Annotated in this window: 15 protein-coding genes; 4 read left to right on the top strand and 11 right to left on the bottom strand. The window is 62.0% G+C overall.

What is annotated here, in order from left to right; all coding sequences use genetic code 11:
• Positions 1-42: 42 nt before the first annotated feature.
• Complete coding sequence (locus tag BLP88_RS04590; protein WP_084110806.1) at positions 43-1,041, bottom strand: ABC transporter permease; 999 nt, start codon at positions 1,039-1,041, stop codon at positions 43-45.
• The gene (locus BLP88_RS04585; RefSeq protein ID WP_074587320.1) at positions 1,038-1,925 is read right to left on the bottom strand and encodes an ATP-binding cassette domain-containing protein; all 888 of its coding nucleotides are present in this window, start codon (positions 1,923-1,925) and stop codon (positions 1,038-1,040) included. The genes BLP88_RS04590 and BLP88_RS04585 overlap by 4 nt, the downstream gene beginning before the upstream one ends.
• Positions 1,926-2,131: 206 nt before the next feature.
• Here BLP88_RS04585 and BLP88_RS18910 point away from each other — a divergent pair, with 206 nt between their 5' ends.
• On the top strand, positions 2,132-2,272 hold the full coding sequence (locus tag BLP88_RS18910) for a hypothetical protein (RefSeq protein ID WP_175453490.1): 141 nt from the start codon (positions 2,132-2,134) through the stop codon (positions 2,270-2,272).
• Positions 2,273-2,400: 128 nt separating this feature from the next.
• Here the strand turns inward: BLP88_RS18910 and iolG are convergent, their stop codons facing one another.
• The 5 genes from iolG to BLP88_RS04560 form a co-directional block, all read right to left on the bottom strand.
• Positions 2,401-3,411, bottom strand: coding sequence for an inositol 2-dehydrogenase (gene iolG, locus BLP88_RS04580; RefSeq protein ID WP_074587319.1), 1,011 nt, complete (start codon positions 3,409-3,411; stop codon positions 2,401-2,403).
• A gap of 44 nt (positions 3,412-3,455) precedes the next feature.
• On the bottom strand, positions 3,456-4,919 hold the full coding sequence (locus tag BLP88_RS04575) for an APC family permease (protein ID WP_074587317.1): 1,464 nt from the start codon (positions 4,917-4,919) through the stop codon (positions 3,456-3,458).
• Positions 4,920-5,062: 143 nt separating this feature from the next.
• The gene (locus BLP88_RS04570) at positions 5,063-6,031 is read right to left on the bottom strand and encodes a D-2-hydroxyacid dehydrogenase (RefSeq protein WP_245679766.1); all 969 of its coding nucleotides are present in this window, start codon (positions 6,029-6,031) and stop codon (positions 5,063-5,065) included.
• 80 nt (positions 6,032-6,111) lie between these two features.
• Positions 6,112-7,923: an IlvD/Edd family dehydratase gene (locus BLP88_RS04565; RefSeq protein WP_245679765.1), complete on the bottom strand. Its 1,812-nt coding sequence runs from the start codon at positions 7,921-7,923 to the stop codon at positions 6,112-6,114.
• Positions 7,924-8,691 carry an SDR family NAD(P)-dependent oxidoreductase gene (locus tag BLP88_RS04560; RefSeq protein ID WP_074587313.1) on the bottom strand — a complete coding sequence of 256 codons (768 nt, stop codon included), beginning with the start codon at positions 8,689-8,691 and terminating at the stop codon, positions 7,924-7,926.
• A 189-nt stretch (positions 8,692-8,880) separates the two neighbouring features.
• Between BLP88_RS04560 and BLP88_RS04555 the strand changes: the two genes are divergently transcribed.
• Positions 8,881-10,065, top strand: a complete 1,185-nt coding sequence (locus tag BLP88_RS04555; RefSeq protein WP_074587312.1) for a Gfo/Idh/MocA family protein — start codon at positions 8,881-8,883, stop codon at positions 10,063-10,065.
• Between the two features lie 86 nt (positions 10,066-10,151).
• On the opposite strand, the gene BLP88_RS04550 is transcribed toward BLP88_RS04555, so the two are convergent.
• The 4 genes from BLP88_RS04550 to BLP88_RS04535 form a co-directional block, all read right to left on the bottom strand.
• On the bottom strand, positions 10,152-11,666 hold the full coding sequence (locus BLP88_RS04550) for an APC family permease (protein ID WP_139163306.1): 1,515 nt from the start codon (positions 11,664-11,666) through the stop codon (positions 10,152-10,154).
• A 147-nt stretch (positions 11,667-11,813) separates the two neighbouring features.
• Complete coding sequence (locus BLP88_RS04545; RefSeq protein ID WP_074587310.1) at positions 11,814-13,634, bottom strand: sigma-54-dependent Fis family transcriptional regulator; 1,821 nt, start codon at positions 13,632-13,634, stop codon at positions 11,814-11,816.
• A gap of 33 nt (positions 13,635-13,667) precedes the next feature.
• Positions 13,668-15,197, bottom strand: coding sequence for an aldehyde dehydrogenase family protein (locus tag BLP88_RS04540; protein WP_074587308.1), 1,530 nt, complete (start codon positions 15,195-15,197; stop codon positions 13,668-13,670).
• Between the two features lie 107 nt (positions 15,198-15,304).
• Positions 15,305-16,045 carry an SDR family NAD(P)-dependent oxidoreductase gene (locus BLP88_RS04535; RefSeq protein ID WP_074587306.1) on the bottom strand — a complete coding sequence of 247 codons (741 nt, stop codon included), beginning with the start codon at positions 16,043-16,045 and terminating at the stop codon, positions 15,305-15,307.
• A gap of 137 nt (positions 16,046-16,182) precedes the next feature.
• Here BLP88_RS04535 and BLP88_RS04530 point away from each other — a divergent pair, with 137 nt between their 5' ends.
• Together BLP88_RS04530 and BLP88_RS04525 are read left to right on the top strand one after the other, a co-directional pair.
• On the top strand, positions 16,183-16,977 hold the full coding sequence (locus BLP88_RS04530; RefSeq protein ID WP_217635135.1) for an SDR family NAD(P)-dependent oxidoreductase: 795 nt from the start codon (positions 16,183-16,185) through the stop codon (positions 16,975-16,977).
• Positions 16,978-17,053: 76 nt separating this feature from the next.
• Positions 17,054-18,853, top strand: a complete 1,800-nt coding sequence (locus BLP88_RS04525) for a flavin-containing monooxygenase (RefSeq protein ID WP_175453489.1) — start codon at positions 17,054-17,056, stop codon at positions 18,851-18,853.
• Positions 18,854-18,895: the final 42 nt, after the last annotated feature.

Below are 18,895 nucleotides of genomic sequence, written 5' to 3'. Positions count from 1 at the left end.
GCGCGAGGAGATTGGTTGGTTTGTGGTTGGGTCAGCCGGAGGTCAGTCGGACTTCCAGCGGTTCAGCAGGACGGCGAGCACGAGGATGATGCCCTGGACGCCTTGCTGGTAGTAGGAGGAGACGCCCATCAGGTTCATGCCATTCATCACGACGCCCAGCAGGAGCACCCCGATGACCGTTCCCCGGATGGTGCCGACGCCGCCGAAGAGGCTCGTCCCACCAATTACGACTGCCGCGATCACCTGCAACTCGTAGCCGGTGCCTGCTACCGGGGCCGCACCATCCAGGCGGGCAGTCAGAACGAGACCTCCCAGCGCGGCGGTAACCCCGCCGATGAGGTAGACCATGAAAAGCACCCGGCCAGTGGAGATACCCACTTTCTTGGCGGACTCTTCGTTGCCACCCACGGCATAGACGTGCGAACCGAACTTGGTGCGGCTCAACACAAACTCACACAGTAAGGCGGCCAGGAGGAAGATGATGACCGGCACAGGAATGGGACCGATGAACCCCGAGCCGAGCCATTCAGCTGGGCCACTCAGTCCGGAGACCACCTGCCCGTCTGTGATCACCAGCGCCGCCGTGCGGGCGATGGCCATCGTCGCCAGTGTTGCGAGGAAGGGCAGGATGCCTCCCCACACCACCATTGCCGCGCTGAGGAAACCCACCAGCAGGCCAACGCCGAGGCCGACTATCAGCGGCAGCCAGAAAGCACCTCCGCTGGCCGGGGCGAGCAAGGCGAAGGTCATGCCCGCCAGACCCACCACGGACCCGACCGAGAGATCGATGCCGGCCGTGATCATGATGAACGTCATGCCCAAGGCAATTAGTCCGATGATGGATGACTGCCGGACGACGTTGACCAAGTTGTTCAGGGTCAGGAAGTTGGGTGCAGCAACAGCCAGAAAGATGACGATGAGTGCGAAGAAGATGAGAATTCCATAGTCGCCCACGAATCGCTTGACCTTGGTCGCCGCGGATCCTTGCTTCAGGTCAGCCGGCCCCAGCAGTGCCTTGATGTTCTGTGTCATGAGGCTCATGAGTCGCTCCCGTCCGTCGTATTACCGCGTGTGGCCATTGCGTCGACGACGTCCATGGATGATGTGCTCCCGATCTTGCGGCGCTCCGCGGGGATGCCGTCCCCATAGTCGACGTAGTCGTCCAAGGTGCCGTGTGAGATGAGGTGTGCCACCTGGGCTTCGGTTACGTCTCCCACGTGGAAGCGGCCGACCACCTGGCCCTGGCGCATCACTGCGAAACGGTCGGCGACCGCAAAAGCCTCGTCCAGCCTGTGCGTGATGATGATGACCGCGATGCCCAGGTCCTTGAGCCGCTGGGTCACCTCGATGAGCTTGTCCACCTTCGCGACCGACAGGTTGGCCGTGGGCTCGTCCATGATGATCAGGCGTGCATCAAAGGCGAGCGCACGGCCGATCGCGACAGCCTGCCGCTGACCACCTGACAAGCGCTTGACCTTGAGCCGGGGGTTGATCGGGATATCCAATCGCTCCAGCACCCGCTTGGTTTCGGCTTCCATCTTCTTTCGGTCGATGATCCTCAGGAACGGGCCGAGGATGTTCTTTTGCGGTTCGCGCCCCAGGAAGACGTTGGTCCGGACATCGAGGTTGTCTGCCAGGGCAAAGTCCTGATAGACCATCTCGACGCCCTGGTCGCGTGAAGCCGACGGCGTGGGGAACTCCGTCCGCTTTCCGTCCAGCTCGATTGATCCGCGATCAGGTTGGTAAACACCCGTCAGTACTTTCATGAGTGTTGATTTGCCCGCGGCGTTGTCTCCCAGAAGGGCGAAGGTTTCGCCGGGCTGGACATCGATGCTGACGCCGCGCAGTGCGGACACCGCCCCGAATGTCTTATGTATATCCTTGAGTGCGACCAGTGGAGGGGTCGCCGGTGGTGCGTCGGTCATCTCATCCTCGTTTGATAGGGCCATGCAAATGAACCGGTGAAACGCCCTTGGCTGTGGTCAATCAAACGACGCTGTTTGACTCTGCAGATTCCAGGAGAACCCGAAGGGGCCCTAAGACTCCGCGTGACCCCGGCCACACTGTTTCACTTAGTAGAAACTTTGACCCACATCACATTGGGTTATCTGTGCCAATATGGAACACGGGCATGAAACGTTTCATCATCTGCGGAAAGAACAGTTTTGTCGGCCAACTCAACTGCAATTCTTTTGAAGAATTCCGCCTGATCCCGGTGGTCACCAGCAAACGTTTTCCGGGCACGGCGAGACTTTATCCGCCGCCCTTATGAAATTGGCGAACTTCCCCGATCGCCTCCACCTGGACGATCCAGTACATGCCGTATGTCGGCAACGCCTGGCCTGGGCCGTGGACTGTTGCGAGGAGTCACACAGCCCAGGCAGGCATCATCCGGCCCCCTTAGGAGGCCAGGTCTACGGCGACCGCAGCGCCGGTCCGGGCCGACATCCCCGCGGCGTCCGCCAGGATGAGAGCCGCCCTTCCATCCTCAAAACCCGGACTCCGCGAAGGCAGGCCACGAACTGCGCGGAGGAATTCGGCTACCTCGAGACGGTATGCCTCCGCATATCGTTCCAAAAAGAAGTTCTGGTAGGGACCGATCGCTTCAACGGCCCTGGCGCTCCAGTGCCGGACGAGGGTGTCGTTCTTGTTGCCCACATGAAGCAACCCTGTGGAGCCGAAGGCTTCAACACGCTGATCGTAGCCATAGGCGGCATGGCGCGAATTTACAATCGTCACGAGCTCATCGTTGGCTCCGCGGAGCGTGACGACGGCCGAGTCAAAGTCATCAGCCTGCCGGACGTTTTCGCTGAAGACATTCGCGCCGCGCGCCGATACCTCGACGATATCGGGAATGAAGTAGCGTGCCAGATCAAGATCGTGGATGGTCATGTCACGGAAAATCCCGCCCGATTCAGCGAGATACGAAGCCGGCGGCTCGCCGGGGTCCCGGCTGATGATAACCAATTGCTCCAGGGCACCTATCTCGCCGGCTGCCACCCGCCGCTTCAACTCCACAAAGTGCCTGTCAAAGCGCTTGTTGAATCCCAGCGCGATCGGCACATCCGACTCCGCTGCCTTCGCCCGGAGCGCGTCGACGCGAGCAATATCCAGGTCAATAGGCTTCTCACAGAGCACCGGAACATTGGAATCAATGGCCATCTCAACGAGTCCTACATGGGTTGCCGTAGGCGAAGCGACGATGACTGCATCGACTTCCCCTGAGGCGAATACTTCCTCGGGATCGGCACTCACCCGGCCGCCGTACTCGGCAGCCGTCCGCTTTGCACCCTCAATGAATGGGTCACATACCCAGGAAAGCGTCGCTTCGTCCAGGGTCGCCAGACTCATGGCGTGCACCTGACCGATCCGGCCGGTTCCGAACAGGCCGATTCTGATCTGTTGCGTCATTGCAGATCTCCAGATCTCGAAGTTTTGATTTGAAGAAGGGACCGTTAGTCGATCTCTTGCCGACCCAGACGCGCATACACATCGGGGCGCTTCGACCGCAGGAAGTACGCATAAACAATCCCGCCGAAGAACAAAGCAAAAGTGAAGGTCATGAAAATAGCCGTCATAACTGAGGAACCGCCGATGAGTTCCGGATAGTTGGTGATTGCCAAGTACGTGATAACGCCAAGGAAGACTACGCTGACGATCGGCGCCACTATGGTCTTCCACATGGACTCCGGGGCGAAGCTGCGGCGGCGGACAAAGTAGACCAGCACGGCAAAACTGGTGATGAACATCAGAAGCAGGACAGAGAAGGTGCCGCTGCCGCTGGCGATGGGGTACAGGGCCTCCGGGGCAACCCCGGCCACGGTGAAGACCACCGTGGCCGCGGCCCACGAAAGGCCGACGGCAAGTGTCGACACATAGGGAGACTTGTGTCGGGGGTGTACGCGGCCCAGCACCTTGGGCAGAGCCCCATCGGCCGCCAGCGAGAAGCTGTACCGGGCAGCGATGTTCTGGATCGAAAGCATCGAGGCCAGGATCGATGTGATGAGCAGGACCACTCCAACGTCCGCAAAGATCTTGCCGACCAGTGCCGTGGCACCGTCATTGAAGAGGTTCACCGTGTTGGCCTCGGCCGCGGCCTGAACGTTGCCGGCTCCCAGAAAGGCCATGTAGGCCCACGCCGCAACCGCATAGAAGAGGCCAATGCCAACAACCGCCATGTAGGTCGCCCGGGGAATGGTACGGTCGGGGTTCTTGACCTCGTCCCGGTAAATAACCGTCGCCTCGAACCCGAAGAAGTTTCCGACGGCGAACAGCAACGCCAAGCCCAACCCGGCGTCGGTAATCCAAGGCATCGAGAACCCGATGCCTTGCACCATTTCGTCCGAACCGGTGGCGAAGGCCGCAATGTCGAAAACCACAACAACTGCGGACTCCAGCAACATGACCGTCGTCAGCACCTTCGCCGAGAGATCAATCCGGTTGTACGCCAGGACAGTGGTGACCACGATGAGCCCCAGCCCGTACCAGTACCAGGGCACATCCGGCCCGTTCAGGGTGTTGACCACAAAGCTTTGCAGCGTCAGGGCGAAGAGCGAGGGAGCGAAGAATCCGATGAACACATATCCGAAGAGCGCAAGGAGCGCCCCACCGAGACCAGCCGGCTTGCCGAGGCCCGCCGTAACGAAGGAGTAGAAGCCTCCGGGAGCTTCAACGCTCCGGCTCATCTTCACGAAACCGACTGAAAAGATGAGCAGCATCAAAGTCACCAGGATGTAGATGCCAGGGGCGGTTTGGCCGCTGAACAGCAGCATCACAGGCAGAGTGCCTGCAACGGTCGTCAGCGGGGAGGAGAAAGCGAGCACGTTCATTACGAGCTCACCCACGCCCATGTTGCCGCTGAGCTTGGTTTCCTGGGTCTCGGCCGGCGTTTTCGTCGTACCTCTTGTTGTGCTTGACATATAATCCTCGTCGCGAAATCTTGAGTGCTGAATCACACTATCGACGCGGATCGTGCGAGCACTGTACCAGCCTGGGACACCTGATTCCCACGGGTTATGCCGGGCGATTCCTGCCGCCCGGCATAACCCTGGAAGAACGGAAATCAGGGTTTCTCAGGCACCAGGATCGGAGCCGTCACCCCCAGCTTCTTGAGGTCCACCACGTCATGGAGGGGCTCGTTGGCCTTCCACCGGCCCAGGTTCCGGGCGAATGAGTCCACAACGCGTCCCCGCCAGCCGATCAAGTCACCTGATGCATGAGGTGAGACCAGGATGTTGTTCCGGCTCCACAAAGGGTTTTCCGCCGCCAAGGGTTCGTGTTCAAAAACATCCAGGGCGGCCGCACCAAGATGCCCTGCGTCGATGGAGTCGATGAGATCCTGCTCCACCACCACCGCACCACGGCCTACGTTGACGAGCCGCGCACCCGGACACATCTTGTCGAACCGCGCCGCATTGAACAAGCCGCGGGTCTCCTCCGTGAGGGGGAGCGTGAGCACCACGTCGTCAGCTTCACCGAGAAGCACATCCAGATCACCGAAGGGTGCGATGGCCCCAAGCTGCGCATCTTCCCGGGCGGTCCTCCCTACCACGGTCACATCCATACCCGCGGCACGCAGGAGGAGAACCGTCTCGCGGCCCACCGGTCCGGGACCGACCACCAAGACCTTCCGGCCCAGCAGCGGCTCTGTCTCGCGGTGTTGCCATGTACGCGCCCGCTGCAACTCAATTGTGCGGCGCAGATCCTTGGTGAACATCAGCAGCACTCCGAGGACCCATTCAGCAATGGGCCGCTCACACACGCCGCGCGAATTGCTGACCACAATGTCGCTGTTGACGATTTCTTCAGTCAGCAGGGTGTCGACCCCGATGCTGGACGTGTGGATCCAGCGCAAACCGCCCGGGCCTACCTCCCGAAGGAGCTTGGTCCGGAAGTCGTTCAGGAACAGGATTTCGGCACCGGGCTGTGCAGCCCGGAACTCGTCGGCCGTCCGAACAACAACGACATCAGCTTCGGCCTCCAGCCGCTCAACCGGAGGAACCGGGCGGCCTTCCTGGACAATCGCAATCACTTTTGGTCGTGACACATCTCTTCCTTCCGAGGCCGCCCTTGGGATGGCCCCTCACATCTCATGGTTACGGGGACTGCCGTTTACCAGCCGCCCTGCCAACCGCTCATTAGTCCATAAGGCAGCCGCTGTGGTTCCTCATCCGGCAAGCCCTTGAGGAAGTCGAAGTCGCAACCCTCATGGGCCTGGTTCACGTGGTCGATGAACAAGCGACCGTACCCGCGACGGTATTTCGGTTCTGGCAGTTTGAGCTCGGCGAGCCGGCTCTCGATTTCCTCGGCCGGGATATCCAGGTCAAGCCGCTGGTTCTCGACATCCAACACGATCGGATCGCCGTCACGCACGATTGCGAGCGGTCCGCCCACCGCTGCCTCGGGAGAAACATGCAAGACCGTTGTCCCGAAAGCCGTGCCGCTCATGCGGGCATCCGAAATCCGGACGACGTCGCGGATGCCCCGGCGCAGGAGCTTCTCGGGAATGGGAAGCATCCCCCATTCCGGCATGCCGGGCGCACCGACCGGTCCGCTGTTGCGCAGCACCAGCACCGAGTCCTCGGTGACATCCAGATCGGGGTCATCGATCCTGCGGCCCAGATCATAGATATCCTCAAACACGATCGCGGAGCCCTTGTGCTGCAACAGATCCTTGGACGCTGCGCTGCGCTTGATTACTGCGCCGTTCGGCGCGAGGGAACCGCGGACGACGGCGATTCCACCGGAGGCGTCAAATGGCTCGTCGAGCGTACTCACGACGACGCCGTCCGGCTCGGGTGCCGAGATGAAGCCCTTTTCGAGTGATTCGCCGGTGACTGTGACTGCATCCTTGTGCAGCAGGGGCGCAAGTGCTTTCAGGACGGTGGGCACACCACCGGCCTCAAACAGCTGTTTCACCAGGTACTCCCCGGACGGCCTGACGTTGACGATTCGGGGCGTGCGCTGGGAGATCTCGTGGAAACGATCCAGCTGCAGTTCGTAACCGACCCGACGGGCCAGAGCCAGGAGATGTACCACGGCGTTGGTCGAACCACCGACCGCCATCAGCAGCGTGATCGCGTTGTCAAAGGCTTCCTTGGTCAGCACTTCACTGGGCTTTGGCCCCTGGGACAATGCCATCTCCACCGCACGGCGACCCGTCGCTTCGGCCGCGGCACCGCGCCGCGAGTCGACCGCCGGAATCGATGCGCTGCCGGGCAGGCACATTCCGAGAGCCTCAACAAGGGAGGTCATAGTGGATGCCGTGCCCATCTCGCTGCAGTGACCGGCCGAAGGCTTCGCTGCCGACTCGAGCTCATCGAAGTCAGCCTCGGTGATCCTGCCTGCCCGCAGTTCGTCCGCGTACTTCCACGTATCCGTGCCGACCCCAAGCTGCTTGCCACGGAAATGGGCTGGCTCCTGCGGGCCACCCGTGAGCATGATTGTGGGGATGTCGGCACTGGCCGCACCCATGAGCTGAGCGGGAACGGTCTTGTCACAGCCCCCGAGCAGAACGATTGCGTCCAGTGGGTACGCCCGGATTGATTCCTCCACGTCCATGGCCATGAGGTTGCGGAACTGCATGGCGGAGGGCTTCATCAGGCTCTCGCCAAGGGAGATGGTGGGGAATTCAAGCGGCAGACCGCCAGCCATCAAAACGCCGCGCTTCACAGCATCCGCGAGGAGCTTGAAGTGGATGTTGCAGTTGACAAGTTCGGACCAGGAATTGGCGATGCCAATCACCGGCCGGTCCTTGATGGCAAAGCGCGAGAAGCCCTCTGCCTGGATGGCGGTGCGGTGCACGAATCCGGTCAGGTCGTGCGGGGCGAACCACCGTGCGCTCCGGAGATCGTTGTAATTCGACTCTTGCATATCCTTCAAAAGCTCCTTGGGCTCGTGTCTTGACAGGTATTGGGGAGGCATTCAGGCAGCTGTTGTGCCGCCGTCGAACGCCATGCTGGTTCCGGTGGCAAATGTCCCGTCAACCGCCAGGAAGTAAATGGCCGCTGCCACTTCGCGGGGATCGGCGAGCCTGTTCAGCGGCACGGTGCTCTCTTTGAGCCGCAACGCCTCAAGCGGGTCATCCTCGGCGGCCAAACCTGCCCGCAGCATTGGCGTGTCGATCGGCCCCGGGCAGACTACGTTGACGCGGACATCGGGAGCCAGCTCCAAGGCAAGGGCCCGGGTGAGTCCGACGACGCCTGCCTTCGAAGCGCAGTAAGGCGCAAGCCCCGGCACGCCCATCGAGGCGAGGTCGGAAGCCACGTTGACAATTGCTCCCCCGCCCGAGCTGCGCATGTGCAGACCGGCTTCGCGGGAAACATAGAACGTGCCTGAGAGGTTCGTGTCCAGCACCTCGCGCCAACGGTGCTCGTTGATTTCCTCGAGGACCGCAAATCCAGCGACGCCTGCCGCGTTCACCGCTACATCGATGCCGCCCAACATGTGGATTGCCGCCCGCACGCCGTTGACCGCGGATTCTGCATCGGCGACGTCGGCAACCACGGTGTGCGCGCCGCCGTCGATCTCCTCAGCGACGCGCCGCAGTTCCTCGGGGCGTCGTCCCAGCAGCGCCACTTTGGCGCCCCTGCCCGCGAACAGCTTCGCCGTGGCCTCTCCGACGCCGGAGGTGGCCCCCGTGACAAGGACTCTCGTTTGCTCCCGGGGGATCGTGTGAATGCGGTCCATCATCGTCGACGGGGCTCCTTCTTACTCTCGTGGCGGGCTGTCAGGCTCCACTAGACCAGTGCTGTGGGGCTTTCGGATGTCTCAGATTGAGACACAGCGCACACCGCCTGCGTTCCTAGGCTGATCAATAGATGCCGCCGTCCCTTCCGCGGCACGACACCGCCGGAGAGCGGTAGAGACTAAGGAGCCCTCTTGGAACACCAAAACCGCATTGGCGTAGGCCTTATCTCGGTCGGGTGGATGGGGAGGCTGCATTCGCGCGCCTACCTCGCCACCAAGCAGTTCTTCCCGGAACTGCCACGGCACCCGGAGCTGGTGATCGCCGCAGATCCTGACGACGCCGGACGCCACCACGCAGAAGACGCGCTCGGCTACAAGGAAACCGCCACCGACTACCGCAAAGTCCTGGAAAACCCGGACGTCGACGTCGTCTCCATCTGTTCCCCCAACTTCCTCCACCACGAAATTGCCCTGGCCACCATCGAAGCCGGCAAGCACTTCTGGATCGAGAAGCCCATGGGACGCAGCGCCCGGGAATCCCGTGAGATCGCACAGGGCGCTGAAGCCGCCGGACTGATTACCTCGGTGGGTTTCAACTACCGCCACGCTCCCGCCATCGCCGAGGCCCGCCGCCTCATCCGTTCCGGAGCACTTGGCCGCATCACGAACGTACAGATCCGCCTGCTGACCAGCTACGCCTCGGACCCGAACCAGGTCTTCACGTGGCGCTATGAGCAGGCGCGCGCAGGATCAGGTGTCCTCGGGGACATCCTCAGCCACGGGTTCGACCTCGCACAGTTCCTGGTGGGCCGTATCGCCTCGGTCAATGCCGTCACCGAAACCTTCATCAAGGACCGGCCTCTCCCCGCGGGCAACTCGTCGAACTCCTTCAACACGGGTGAGGCATCCGATGTGACCCGCGAAGTGGAGAACGAAGACTACACAGCCATGCTCGCCCGCTTCGAGGGCGGCGCGATCGGCATGTTCGAAACAACCCGCGTTGCCATCGGCCCGCACGCCGAATACATCGTGGAGGTCTACGGCAGCGAGGGATCCCTGCGCTGGAACTTCGAACGCATGAACCAACTCGAAGTCGCCACGGACCGCAGCGGCTACCGCACCATCATGACTCCCCCGTCGTTCGGGGAGTTCGGACGCTTCCAGCCCGGGCCCGGTCCCGGCATCGGTTTCAACGACCTCAAGACGATCGAGGCAGCATTGTTCCTCCGATCGGTTGCCGAAGGAAGGCAACTCGGGCCCTCGGTGGCGGACGGCTGGTCTGCCTCCGAACTGGTGGATGCCGCCCTGCGCAGTGCCGACTCCTGCGCTTGGGTGGAGATCCCTGAGGTTTCGGGCACGACGACTTACCAGGCGTAGTCGCGGCGGCATCACCGCCAACACATAAAGAAGGAGGCCGGATCGCGAGATCCGGCCTCCTTCTTGCAACTCAGTCGACGGCCATCTCAGTCGACGGCGCGGCCGATGCGCCCATAGGTGTCGGCATTCCGGCGCCGAAGCACCAGCGCCGTCACGATCCCGGCCACGATCGATGCGTACGGGATGAGAATCAGCACCGTGAGCAGGAGCGGGTCACCGACCACGAGCAGGCCCATGTTCAATGATGCCGTTAGCAGTGCGAAACCGATCCCGACGAGAGCGATGATGGGGGCGACGAGGGTCCGCCAGAAGGACATGCCGGTCTTGTTCCGACGGAAGTAGACGATGACGGCCACCGCCGTCAGGCATAGCAGAAGCAGCATTCCGTAGAACGCGACGCCGGCAGCAGCTGCGTACAGCGCGTTTTCCTCGCCGCCGGAGAGGACGAGCACGACCAGCACCAGAAGAAGAACCGCGCCCACAGTCACCGCCGCACGGTGGGGCGAACCATGCTTCGAATGGACCTTTGCAATCGCGCGCGGGAAGATCCCGTCCACTGCCAGTGAATGTGTGTACCGGGACAGGATGTTCTGGAGTGAGAGCCCCGAGGCGAAAAAGCTGGTTACCAACAGGATGGCGATGACCTGGTTCGCGAAAGCGCCGAAATACCGCAGGAGCGCATCCGGCATCATGGCTGTCGGATCGGCCTGTGCCACAGCCACGGCATTCGATGTTCCCGCCGACAGGATCAGGGCAAAGGCAGAGATCGCGTAGAAGATCCCAAGGAAGGCAACCGCGAGGAAGGTCGCTCGAGGGATGGTGATGCTCGGCTTCTTGACTTCGTCGCGATAGATGGCAGTCGCTTCGAAACCGTTGAAGACCCCAATGCTGAACAGCAGTAGGACACCGATGGTTGGAGTGAAGAGGTTCGCAGGGTTCCAGGGTTCGAATGAGGGACCTTCAGGACCTCCGTTAGCAATGATCACGGCGTCAAAGATCGCCACGGACAGGACTTCGACGGCGAGGATGACGGAGAGAACTTTGGCGGACAACTCCACATTGAAGTAGCTGAGCACCCAGGCAATGGCGAACATCACCGTGCTCCAAAGCCACCACGGAGTGGTGACCTCCGGAAGGAAGGCCCCCAGCAGGTTGTTCACGGCAATGCCCGATACGACGATGCAGGAGGTGACGTTGAACCCGTAGGTGACCAGGGCGAGGAATGAACCGCCGAGGCCGACCGGACGGCCCAGACCTTCCCTGATATAGGTGTAGAACGCGCCCGGGCGCGGGATTGCTTTCGTCATTCCCGTGAACCCCATCGCGAAGAGAGCCATCAGAATGGCAACAGCCACGAAGGCGATCGGCACGCCGATTCCAAACGAAATGTTCACGGAGACAAAGCCGAAGACGACGCCCAATGGAGCGGTGAAAGCCAGCACCGTGAAGAGCAGACCCGTGGTCCCCATCCGGCCTCTCAGTTGGTAGCTGGACGGACGGGGTTCATTGTCTTCGAAGTCTTCCGCGACGGGGCGCTGGATGTGGAGTTCTTGCTTCAATGTAGTTCTCCTCGGAAAAGTAACGTCTTCATTGACGGTCACTGTGTCGGGTGGATCCGGGCCGGGTGGCCGCACTGCGCGGGAGCCGGAATTGCTTGCCTCGACCCGACTTTCCCGTCAGTTTCTTGATTTTCGTATCGGCCACTCACCGGAACTGTGCCAACCTGATGCACATCTCGCCCTGAGAGCTCATCCAAGTTCCAGGTTGAACCCTTTTGCTTCGTAGGCTTCGATCTTTCGATACAGCGTGGACCGCCCGATGCCGAGAAGCGTTGCAGCTCGAACGCGGTTCCACCCCGCCTCCGCCAGGGCGGCCCGGATTTGTTGAAGTTCTGCTTCTTCGAGGCGCGTGAGCTGGACGGTGCCGAGTCCGCGGAGCTGGGCAGCAGTGAGATCAACAAGGTGCAGCTCACCGCTGAGGGATTTTGATGCGGCAGTTTCAACGAGTTCGCGGAGCTGCCGGACGTTACCGGGCCAGTCCGCGCCGATAAGCGCGTCACGCAGCTTCGGTGATAGCCGAACGTCCCGTCCCAGGGTGTTCTTGAGAATGTGCGATGCCAATGCAATAACGTCTTCGCGTCTGTCGCGCAGAGGAGGCATTACCGCTTCGATGCCGCGAAGCGCTGAAAGGACCGGCAGAAGATCATCGCTGATGCCCCGGGCCGTCAATATGAGCTGGGGCTGCTCCAAGACGTGCAGGAGTGCCGCGAGATCGTCTTTGAGGTCCGGGCTGGAGCGATCGATACGATGCAGAACGACTGCCGCTCCCTGCTCAAGGGCTGAGTCGATGTCCTCGACGGTGGGCTCATGGCCGGACCGCTGAGAGAAGTCAAAGAGTCTCGTCGCATCAGATAGCCGTGCGGCCATGGCCTCGGCCAGCGTTCGCTTTCCGCTACCTCTTTCGCCAACGATGTACGCCGGCATTCGACGACTCACGGCGGCGCCTGCCGCGTCTAGCGCACGCCTGAGTGACCGGCTCGTTCCGACGATGCCTTCAAACTGGGCCGCGGCATCACGGTCTCCCGAGGCCCGTCCATATCCCTTGGGCTCGGACTGAACTTGAACACGCATGACGGCTGCTCCGGCACTGCGGTCCATCGAACGAACATGCAGGCGTACCTCACGGCCTGCGCTAACGCTGAGGCGGTGCTGACTTGATCCGCTTCCCTGGCCGACTTCACGGGCAAAGGCAGCGAGAACCGCAAAGTCACTCTGGTCGAGCATGCTCAAGGCGCTTCGGCTTGCGATCGTGGTGCGGTCATCCATTGCGACCACCGCGTCTGCGCCGCGTTTTCGCACCTCCCGCAGATACTCCGCCATGAGTGCCTGCTCCCGCGCAGCGAGCCGTTCCGCCAGTCTCCTGGTGATATCGGCTGCCGCGCCGTTCACGGTTAACAACACCGATCGAGGATCCGTGTCCCGCGCAAGCCGCTCCGGAAGCATTAGCCCCAGGACACCGCGCACCGACCTCCGGATCGGATCCCGGATGGGCACCGACGTGCAGTAGCTGCTCTGGAGCGCCTCGTTGAAGTGCTCGGCGCCCCAGACTTGTACAGCTTCCCCTTCTTCGAGCACAGTTCCGTCGGAGTTGGTGCCGATGAGGTCCTCCCCCATCCGCGCCCCAAGGAGCGGAAATGCCCTTTCCGCCTTGCGCCGCTCCACCGTGTTCCCCCGGAACACGGTAAGCGTGCCTTCTGCGTCCGTAAGGACGACGGTTCCGCCCGCTTCGCTGCAGAGCCGTTCAAGCTCCGTGAGGACAGGTTCGGCGGCGATCAGCAGTTGCTCGTCGGCCCGTGCTTCCGAGGTCTGGAGAAAGCTGGCGGCAGTGGTGACGTTGCAGGCGAGACTTCGCTGCCATGACCTGGAGATCACTGGGCGCAGGCTGCTCAGGTCGGTCATCTCCGGGGCGGCCAGGAACCGTTCCCTGAGTGACTGGATCTCTGAGTTCGGTCTCTCCCCCACCCGAGGCACTTGACCATGGGTGAAAGGCAGGGCATCGGTAGAAGACATCACACAGCCTACTTTCTGGATCTCGAGGGCCTGCTAGAACCGCAGCAGGTGTTCCAGTTCGGCCGGAAGCTTCCGTGCCTGTTGCCGTCCGAACAGCTGGAAGTACCACTTCCCCAGCGTTTGCTTGCCTGTTGTGCCGCTGGCTTTCCATCCACCGAAGGTCTGGGGACCGGGCCACCAACCTGTGGTCGCATGGCCCGGGACGTTTACATCCACACAGCCGGCCTCGACACGCTCAAGGAACTCCCGCGCCTCTTCGACGTCCCCTGTGTAGATTCCAGCCGTCAGGCCCATGTCAGTGTCGTTCGCCGCCCTGAGTGCAGCTTCAAACGTCGGCACTTCACTGATCGTCAGGAACGGCAGGAAATGTTCCGACGTTGCCAGCTGGTGTTCTGCGGGCACACCGGAAATGACCGCAGCCGGCACGAAGTAGCCGCCCTCTTGGGCCCTTCCGGTTTCAATCTGGAAGCCTGCCGTCTTCGCCGCGGAAATCAGCGACGCGTAACGCGCCACTGCATCGGCCGAGACGACAGGCCCGGCGAAGACCCCGGCGTCTGTAGGGTCACCGGACTTCAAAGCCTTCACCCGCTCCTCCACGAGTTCAACCAACCGGTCGTGCGCTCCTGGTGTGACCAGCACGCGGGAGAGCGCGCTGCATTTCTGCCCACCGAGGTCGAAGGCGGAGAACACGATCCCGTCAGCAGCCTGCTCAAGATCAGCTGTGTCCGTCACGATGACCGGGTTTTTTCCGCCCATCTCGGCTATCACTGGCCGGGGGTATGGTCCCGTAGCAAAATCGCGGACGATGGACTTGCCGACGGCCACGGAACCGGTGAAGGCCACGCCGTCGATCTTGGATGCGACAAGGGCACGGCCGGGCTCGTCGGCGCCGTGGATCACGTTGACCAGTCCCGCCGGGAGTCCCATTGCCTCGCAGAGTTCATAGACCGCGTGGCCGGACCAAGGTCCATCATGGGCAGTCTTCACAACCACGCCGTTGCCCGCGATCAGCGCAGCGATGGTCGGGCCCGCCGCTTGGACGATCGGGTAGTTGAAGGGCGTAATGACGCCGAAGACACCATACGGCCGAAGAACGGAATCGTTGGCCAGTCCAGCCGGATCCTCTGTTCGTTCATCGTCGAACGCGCCCGGAGCCGAAGCGTAGTCGGTGTAATGACGGACAATTTCAAGCACCTCGGCGCTCTCTGCCAAGGCGCCGGCGTAAGGCTTGCCGATCTCGAGTGCAACGCGGACAGCCCATTCGTCGAGGTGCTCTTCGATGAACGGAATTGCACGGCGCACTCGTTCGATGCGCTCAGTGAGGGGAACGCGCGACCATTCGCGCTGGGCCTCCCGGCTCGCCGCCACGGCCTGCTCGACCAGATCCGCCGGCGCATCGTGGCATGCGCTGACGATCAGATTCGGGTTGCTGGGATCCTCCCGCTGGATAGCCTGCCCGTCGAAGTACGTCCTGCCAGCGATGACATGGGGAACGGTTGTGTGGGGTGTCCGCCTTTGCTCTGTCACCCGGGCCGCGAAAGCTTGCTGCGCGTCAATGGCCATCGCCAAGAAACTCCTTTGTAGATCAATTTCCGCCACGTCCGGCGGTAGGTTCTGTCGAGGCTACGCACCGCCCGTGCCCGCGACTGTCCCAGGGTGGGACATCTGCCTCAGATCGCCGTATAGCCGGCGTCCACCACCACAGCGGACCCGGTCATCTTGCGCGAGTCATCGGAGACGAGGAAAACCGCGACGTCGGCCACTTCCTCCGGGACGATCAGGCCAAGCGGCTGGTAGGCGCGCTGCGCCTGCTCGTCATTGAGGAAATTGTCGTCAAAGAAAGCCTCGACCATCGGAGTGCGCACACCTCCCGGGCAGAGACAGTTCGCCCTGATGTTGTCCTTGGCGTATTCCACGGCGACGGACTTCGTGATCATCAAGACCGCGCCTTTCGACGCCGAGTACGCCGCAATGTCCGGTTCAGCAACCATGGAGTTCACAGACCCCCAGTTGACGATCGATCCGCCGCCTGCCCTCTGCAAGGCCGGGATGACGTACTTGCAGCCGTAGAAGACGCCCTTCAAATTGATGTCGACGATCCGATCCAGCATGTCCTCGGTCGTCTCCAGCACAGAGGCGGCGCGAAGGAAACCGGCGCAATTGAGCATCGCGTGGACCGCCCCGAACTGCTGCTCCGCTGCGTCTACGAGCCGCTCGACATCTGCCGGCTTGCTGACATCGCAGCGCTGGATCGCAATGCGATCGTTTTCCCTCGCCAGGTCTTCGAGGCCGGCATCGTCGATATCCGCGGCCATGACGTTGGCGCCGTGTCTCACAAGCGCCCGCACGGTTGCCAGCCCTTGCCCCGATGCCGCCCCAGTGACGATTGCCGTCTTTCCTTCGAGCCTCATATCCAGACCGTTCCCTTTCGACTACACGCAACCCGGTGCCGCGCGTTGTCCGCCCATGGTGGTCTGCAACAAGGGGCCAAAAATGTACCTTTCTGGCACAAATCCGGCGGAATGCGCTCAGTAGCCTCTTCCAAAGCGTGAGACGCATTCAGCAGCAACCCAAGATCACTAAGGAGAAAATCATGGGCCGTGTGCAGGGCAAGGTAACGATCATCACCGGCGGCGCGAGGGGGCAAGGCGAGTCGCACGCGCGGCTTTTCGCTCAAGAAGGCGCGTCGGTGCTGGTCACCGACATGCTCGATGAAAGCGGCGAAGCCGTAGCCCGGGATCTGCGGCACTCCGGCTTTGACGTGCACTACATGCACTTGAATGTCGCTTCAGAGGGTGATTGGGAGACCGTGATCTCGGCCGCCGAACAGCGCTGGGGACGCGTCAACATCCTGATCAACAACGCCGGCATCGTCGGGACGATGAAGTCCGTCGCGGAAGAGGGCCTGGATGGCTGGTCAAAGACGACCGCGATCAATCAACAGGGTGTTTTCCTCGGCCTCAAGTACGGCGCCCCCGCAATTGAGCGAAGCGGAGGGGGCGCGATCGTCAACACGTGCTCGATCAACGGAACCGTCGGAAACCCTGGCGGGTTCTCCTACCAGGCATCGAAGGGCGCAGTGAAAATGATGACGCGCGCCGCCGCGATGGAATACGCACACCGCGGAGTCAGGGTCAATTCAGTCTCTCCCGGACTTGTGATGACCCCCATGGCGCTTGAGGAAGGCGAAGATTCCAACCGCGAGTTCAGCCATGCGACGCCCATGAAGCGTGCCGCCCAGCCCATCGAAGTGAGCTACGGCGTCCTGTATTTGGCAAGCGACGAAGCCAGCTACGTCACCGGCGCAGACCTCCTTATCGACGGCGGCTATACCGCCCAATAGAGCAGCGGCGACGCAGTCAATGCTCCCCCACCCCGAAGGAACCATTTCAATGACTGACACAAAGGAACCACTTCAGATGACTGATGTAGCCGTACCAGCTGCCGCGAACGCGTTCGCTTCGATCAAAGCGCCCGAGGAAATCGTGCATGAATGGGCCGTCGCGCTCCGATCCGCGATGGCGTCGCGAAACGCAACCAATGTGGCGGACTTTTTCCAACGGGACGGAGTCGCTCGCGACCTCCTGGCCTTGGCCTGGGAATTCCGCAACGCCGTTGGACGCGAGGAAATCGCAGGGCTCCTGACCGCACCCGGCTCGACACCGCCGATTTCGCTTGAGGTCCGTGCCGGCAACTCCGCCACTTTCGCTGAGGAAGGGGGCCAGGTGTCCCTAACGTCGTTTCTCCAGTTTCGGACAGGACATGGAGGAGGCCTCGGCCATGTGAAGCTCGTTCGGGAGGAAGACGGTGCTTGGCGTGCGGCCAATTTCGTTCTCGCGCTCGACTCGATCGACACCCATCCGGAGCGGCACCTCGATGCCCGTCCCGCCGGGAAGACCCACGGCCCGGTTCAGGACCGCCTGAGTTGGAGCGAAGGGCTCGACCGGGACTTCGAGTCACATGATCCGGCAGTCCTCATTTTGGGCGCCGGCCACAATGGGCTCATGCTGGCAGCTCGACTGAGGGCGCTTGGTGTCCCCGCGCTGGTCGTGGAGCAGAACGAGCGGGTGGGCGACAACTGGCGCAAGCGCTACAGCTCGCTTGCGCTGCACACTCCACTCGCATCCGATCATTTGCCCTACCTACCGTTTCCATCCACCTGGCCGCGTTTCACACCGAAAGACAAGCTAGGCGATTTCCTGGAGAGCTACGCAACGCTCTTGGATCTCCCGGTCTGGGCTGGAACCAACGTGGAGGCCACGGAGTTCGATGCGGCTGCGGGACGTTGGAATGTGGATGTCAGGCGGGCCGATGGATCTGCCCGCCGGGTGAGTCCGAGGCATCTCGTGTTCGCGACAGGGATGAATGCGGCGCCGAATCTTCCGTGCCTTCCCGGGCAGGACGAATTCCGGGGAATGGTGATTCACGCGGTTGACTACCGTGGCCACGCCGAGTGGCGCGGAAAGCGGGCCGTGGTTGTCGGGTCCGGCGTGAGCGGACACGACATCGCCCAAGATCTGGCGGAGCACGGCGTCGATGTCACCATGATTCAGCGTTCGGGAACATTCGTCATGAATACCTCGACGTTCCATGCGGTTATGCACGCCAACCACGTCGGTGGCACGTACAGCACTGAGGAGGCGGATCTGGTCAATGCCGCCACGCCATTCGGGGCACTCCCTGCACACGGTCCGAAGCATGTGGAACTGGTCAAGGCAATGGACCGGGAGCTCCTGGATGGCCTTGTCGAAGCAGGTTTCGAGCTAAGTGACGGACCGAGCGGGCAGGGAGTCCTCGGACTGATCTTTGGCCAGAACGCGACTGGCTATTACTACAACGCCGGGGCGTCCGAATTGATCATCGACGGCACCATTAAGCTCCGTCACGGTAGCGTCGAGGGCCTCACCGCCACCGGGGTCGTGCTCGACGGCGGCCAGTCCATCGAGGCTGATCTCGTCGTCTTTGCAACTGGCTACCGCGGCGCCCCGACGGTGGTGCGCGAGGTGCTCGGCGACAACATCGCCGATCGGGTGGGGGAATTCGCGATGGTTGGTGAGGACCGCGAATACGGGCGGCTCTGGCGCCGCAGCGGAGTCGACCAGTTGTGGTTCATGGTTTCGCTCGCGATCGGCGACGGCAGGTTCTACTCGAAGCTGCTCGCGCTGCAGCTTGCGGCAATGGAAGCGGGCACCATGCCGCTTACAGACCCGAACGGCTGAGCGGCTACGTCAAGAAGTGAAAAAGGAGGCCGGATCGCGAGA

The sequence above is a fragment of the Arthrobacter cupressi genome (genome assembly GCF_900099975.1).
Taxonomy (GTDB): domain Bacteria; phylum Actinomycetota; class Actinomycetes; order Actinomycetales; family Micrococcaceae; genus Arthrobacter; species Arthrobacter cupressi.
Note: the sequence above shows the minus strand (reverse complement) of the source record. Positions and strands in the feature narration are given on the sequence as shown.

Excerpts from the sequence above, each read along its gene's own strand:
- BLP88_RS04575 (WP_074587317.1), bottom strand. The coding sequence starts at position 4,919 with ATGTCAAGCACAACAAGAGGTACGACGAAAACGCCGGCCGAGACCCAG.
- BLP88_RS18910 (WP_175453490.1), top strand. The coding sequence starts at position 2,132 with ATGAAACGTTTCATCATCTGCGGAAAGAACAGTTTTGTCGGCCAACTC.
- BLP88_RS04585 (WP_074587320.1), bottom strand. The coding sequence starts at position 1,925 with ATGACCGACGCACCACCGGCGACCCCTCCACTGGTCGCACTCAAGGAT.
- iolG (WP_074587319.1), bottom strand. The coding sequence starts at position 3,411 with ATGACGCAACAGATCAGAATCGGCCTGTTCGGAACCGGCCGGATCGGT.
- BLP88_RS04540 (WP_074587308.1), bottom strand. The coding sequence starts at position 15,197 with ATGGCCATTGACGCGCAGCAAGCTTTCGCGGCCCGGGTGACAGAGCAA.
- BLP88_RS04565 (WP_245679765.1), bottom strand. The coding sequence starts at position 7,923 with ATGCCTCCCCAATACCTGTCAAGACACGAGCCCAAGGAGCTTTTGAAG.
- BLP88_RS04590 (WP_084110806.1), bottom strand. The coding sequence starts at position 1,041 with ATGAGCCTCATGACACAGAACATCAAGGCACTGCTGGGGCCGGCTGAC.
- BLP88_RS04560 (WP_074587313.1), bottom strand. The coding sequence starts at position 8,691 with ATGATGGACCGCATTCACACGATCCCCCGGGAGCAAACGAGAGTCCTT.
- BLP88_RS04525 (WP_175453489.1), top strand. The coding sequence starts at position 17,054 with ATGACTGATGTAGCCGTACCAGCTGCCGCGAACGCGTTCGCTTCGATC.
- BLP88_RS04545 (WP_074587310.1), bottom strand. The coding sequence starts at position 13,634 with ATGTCTTCTACCGATGCCCTGCCTTTCACCCATGGTCAAGTGCCTCGG.
- BLP88_RS04535 (WP_074587306.1), bottom strand. The coding sequence starts at position 16,045 with ATGAGGCTCGAAGGAAAGACGGCAATCGTCACTGGGGCGGCATCGGGG.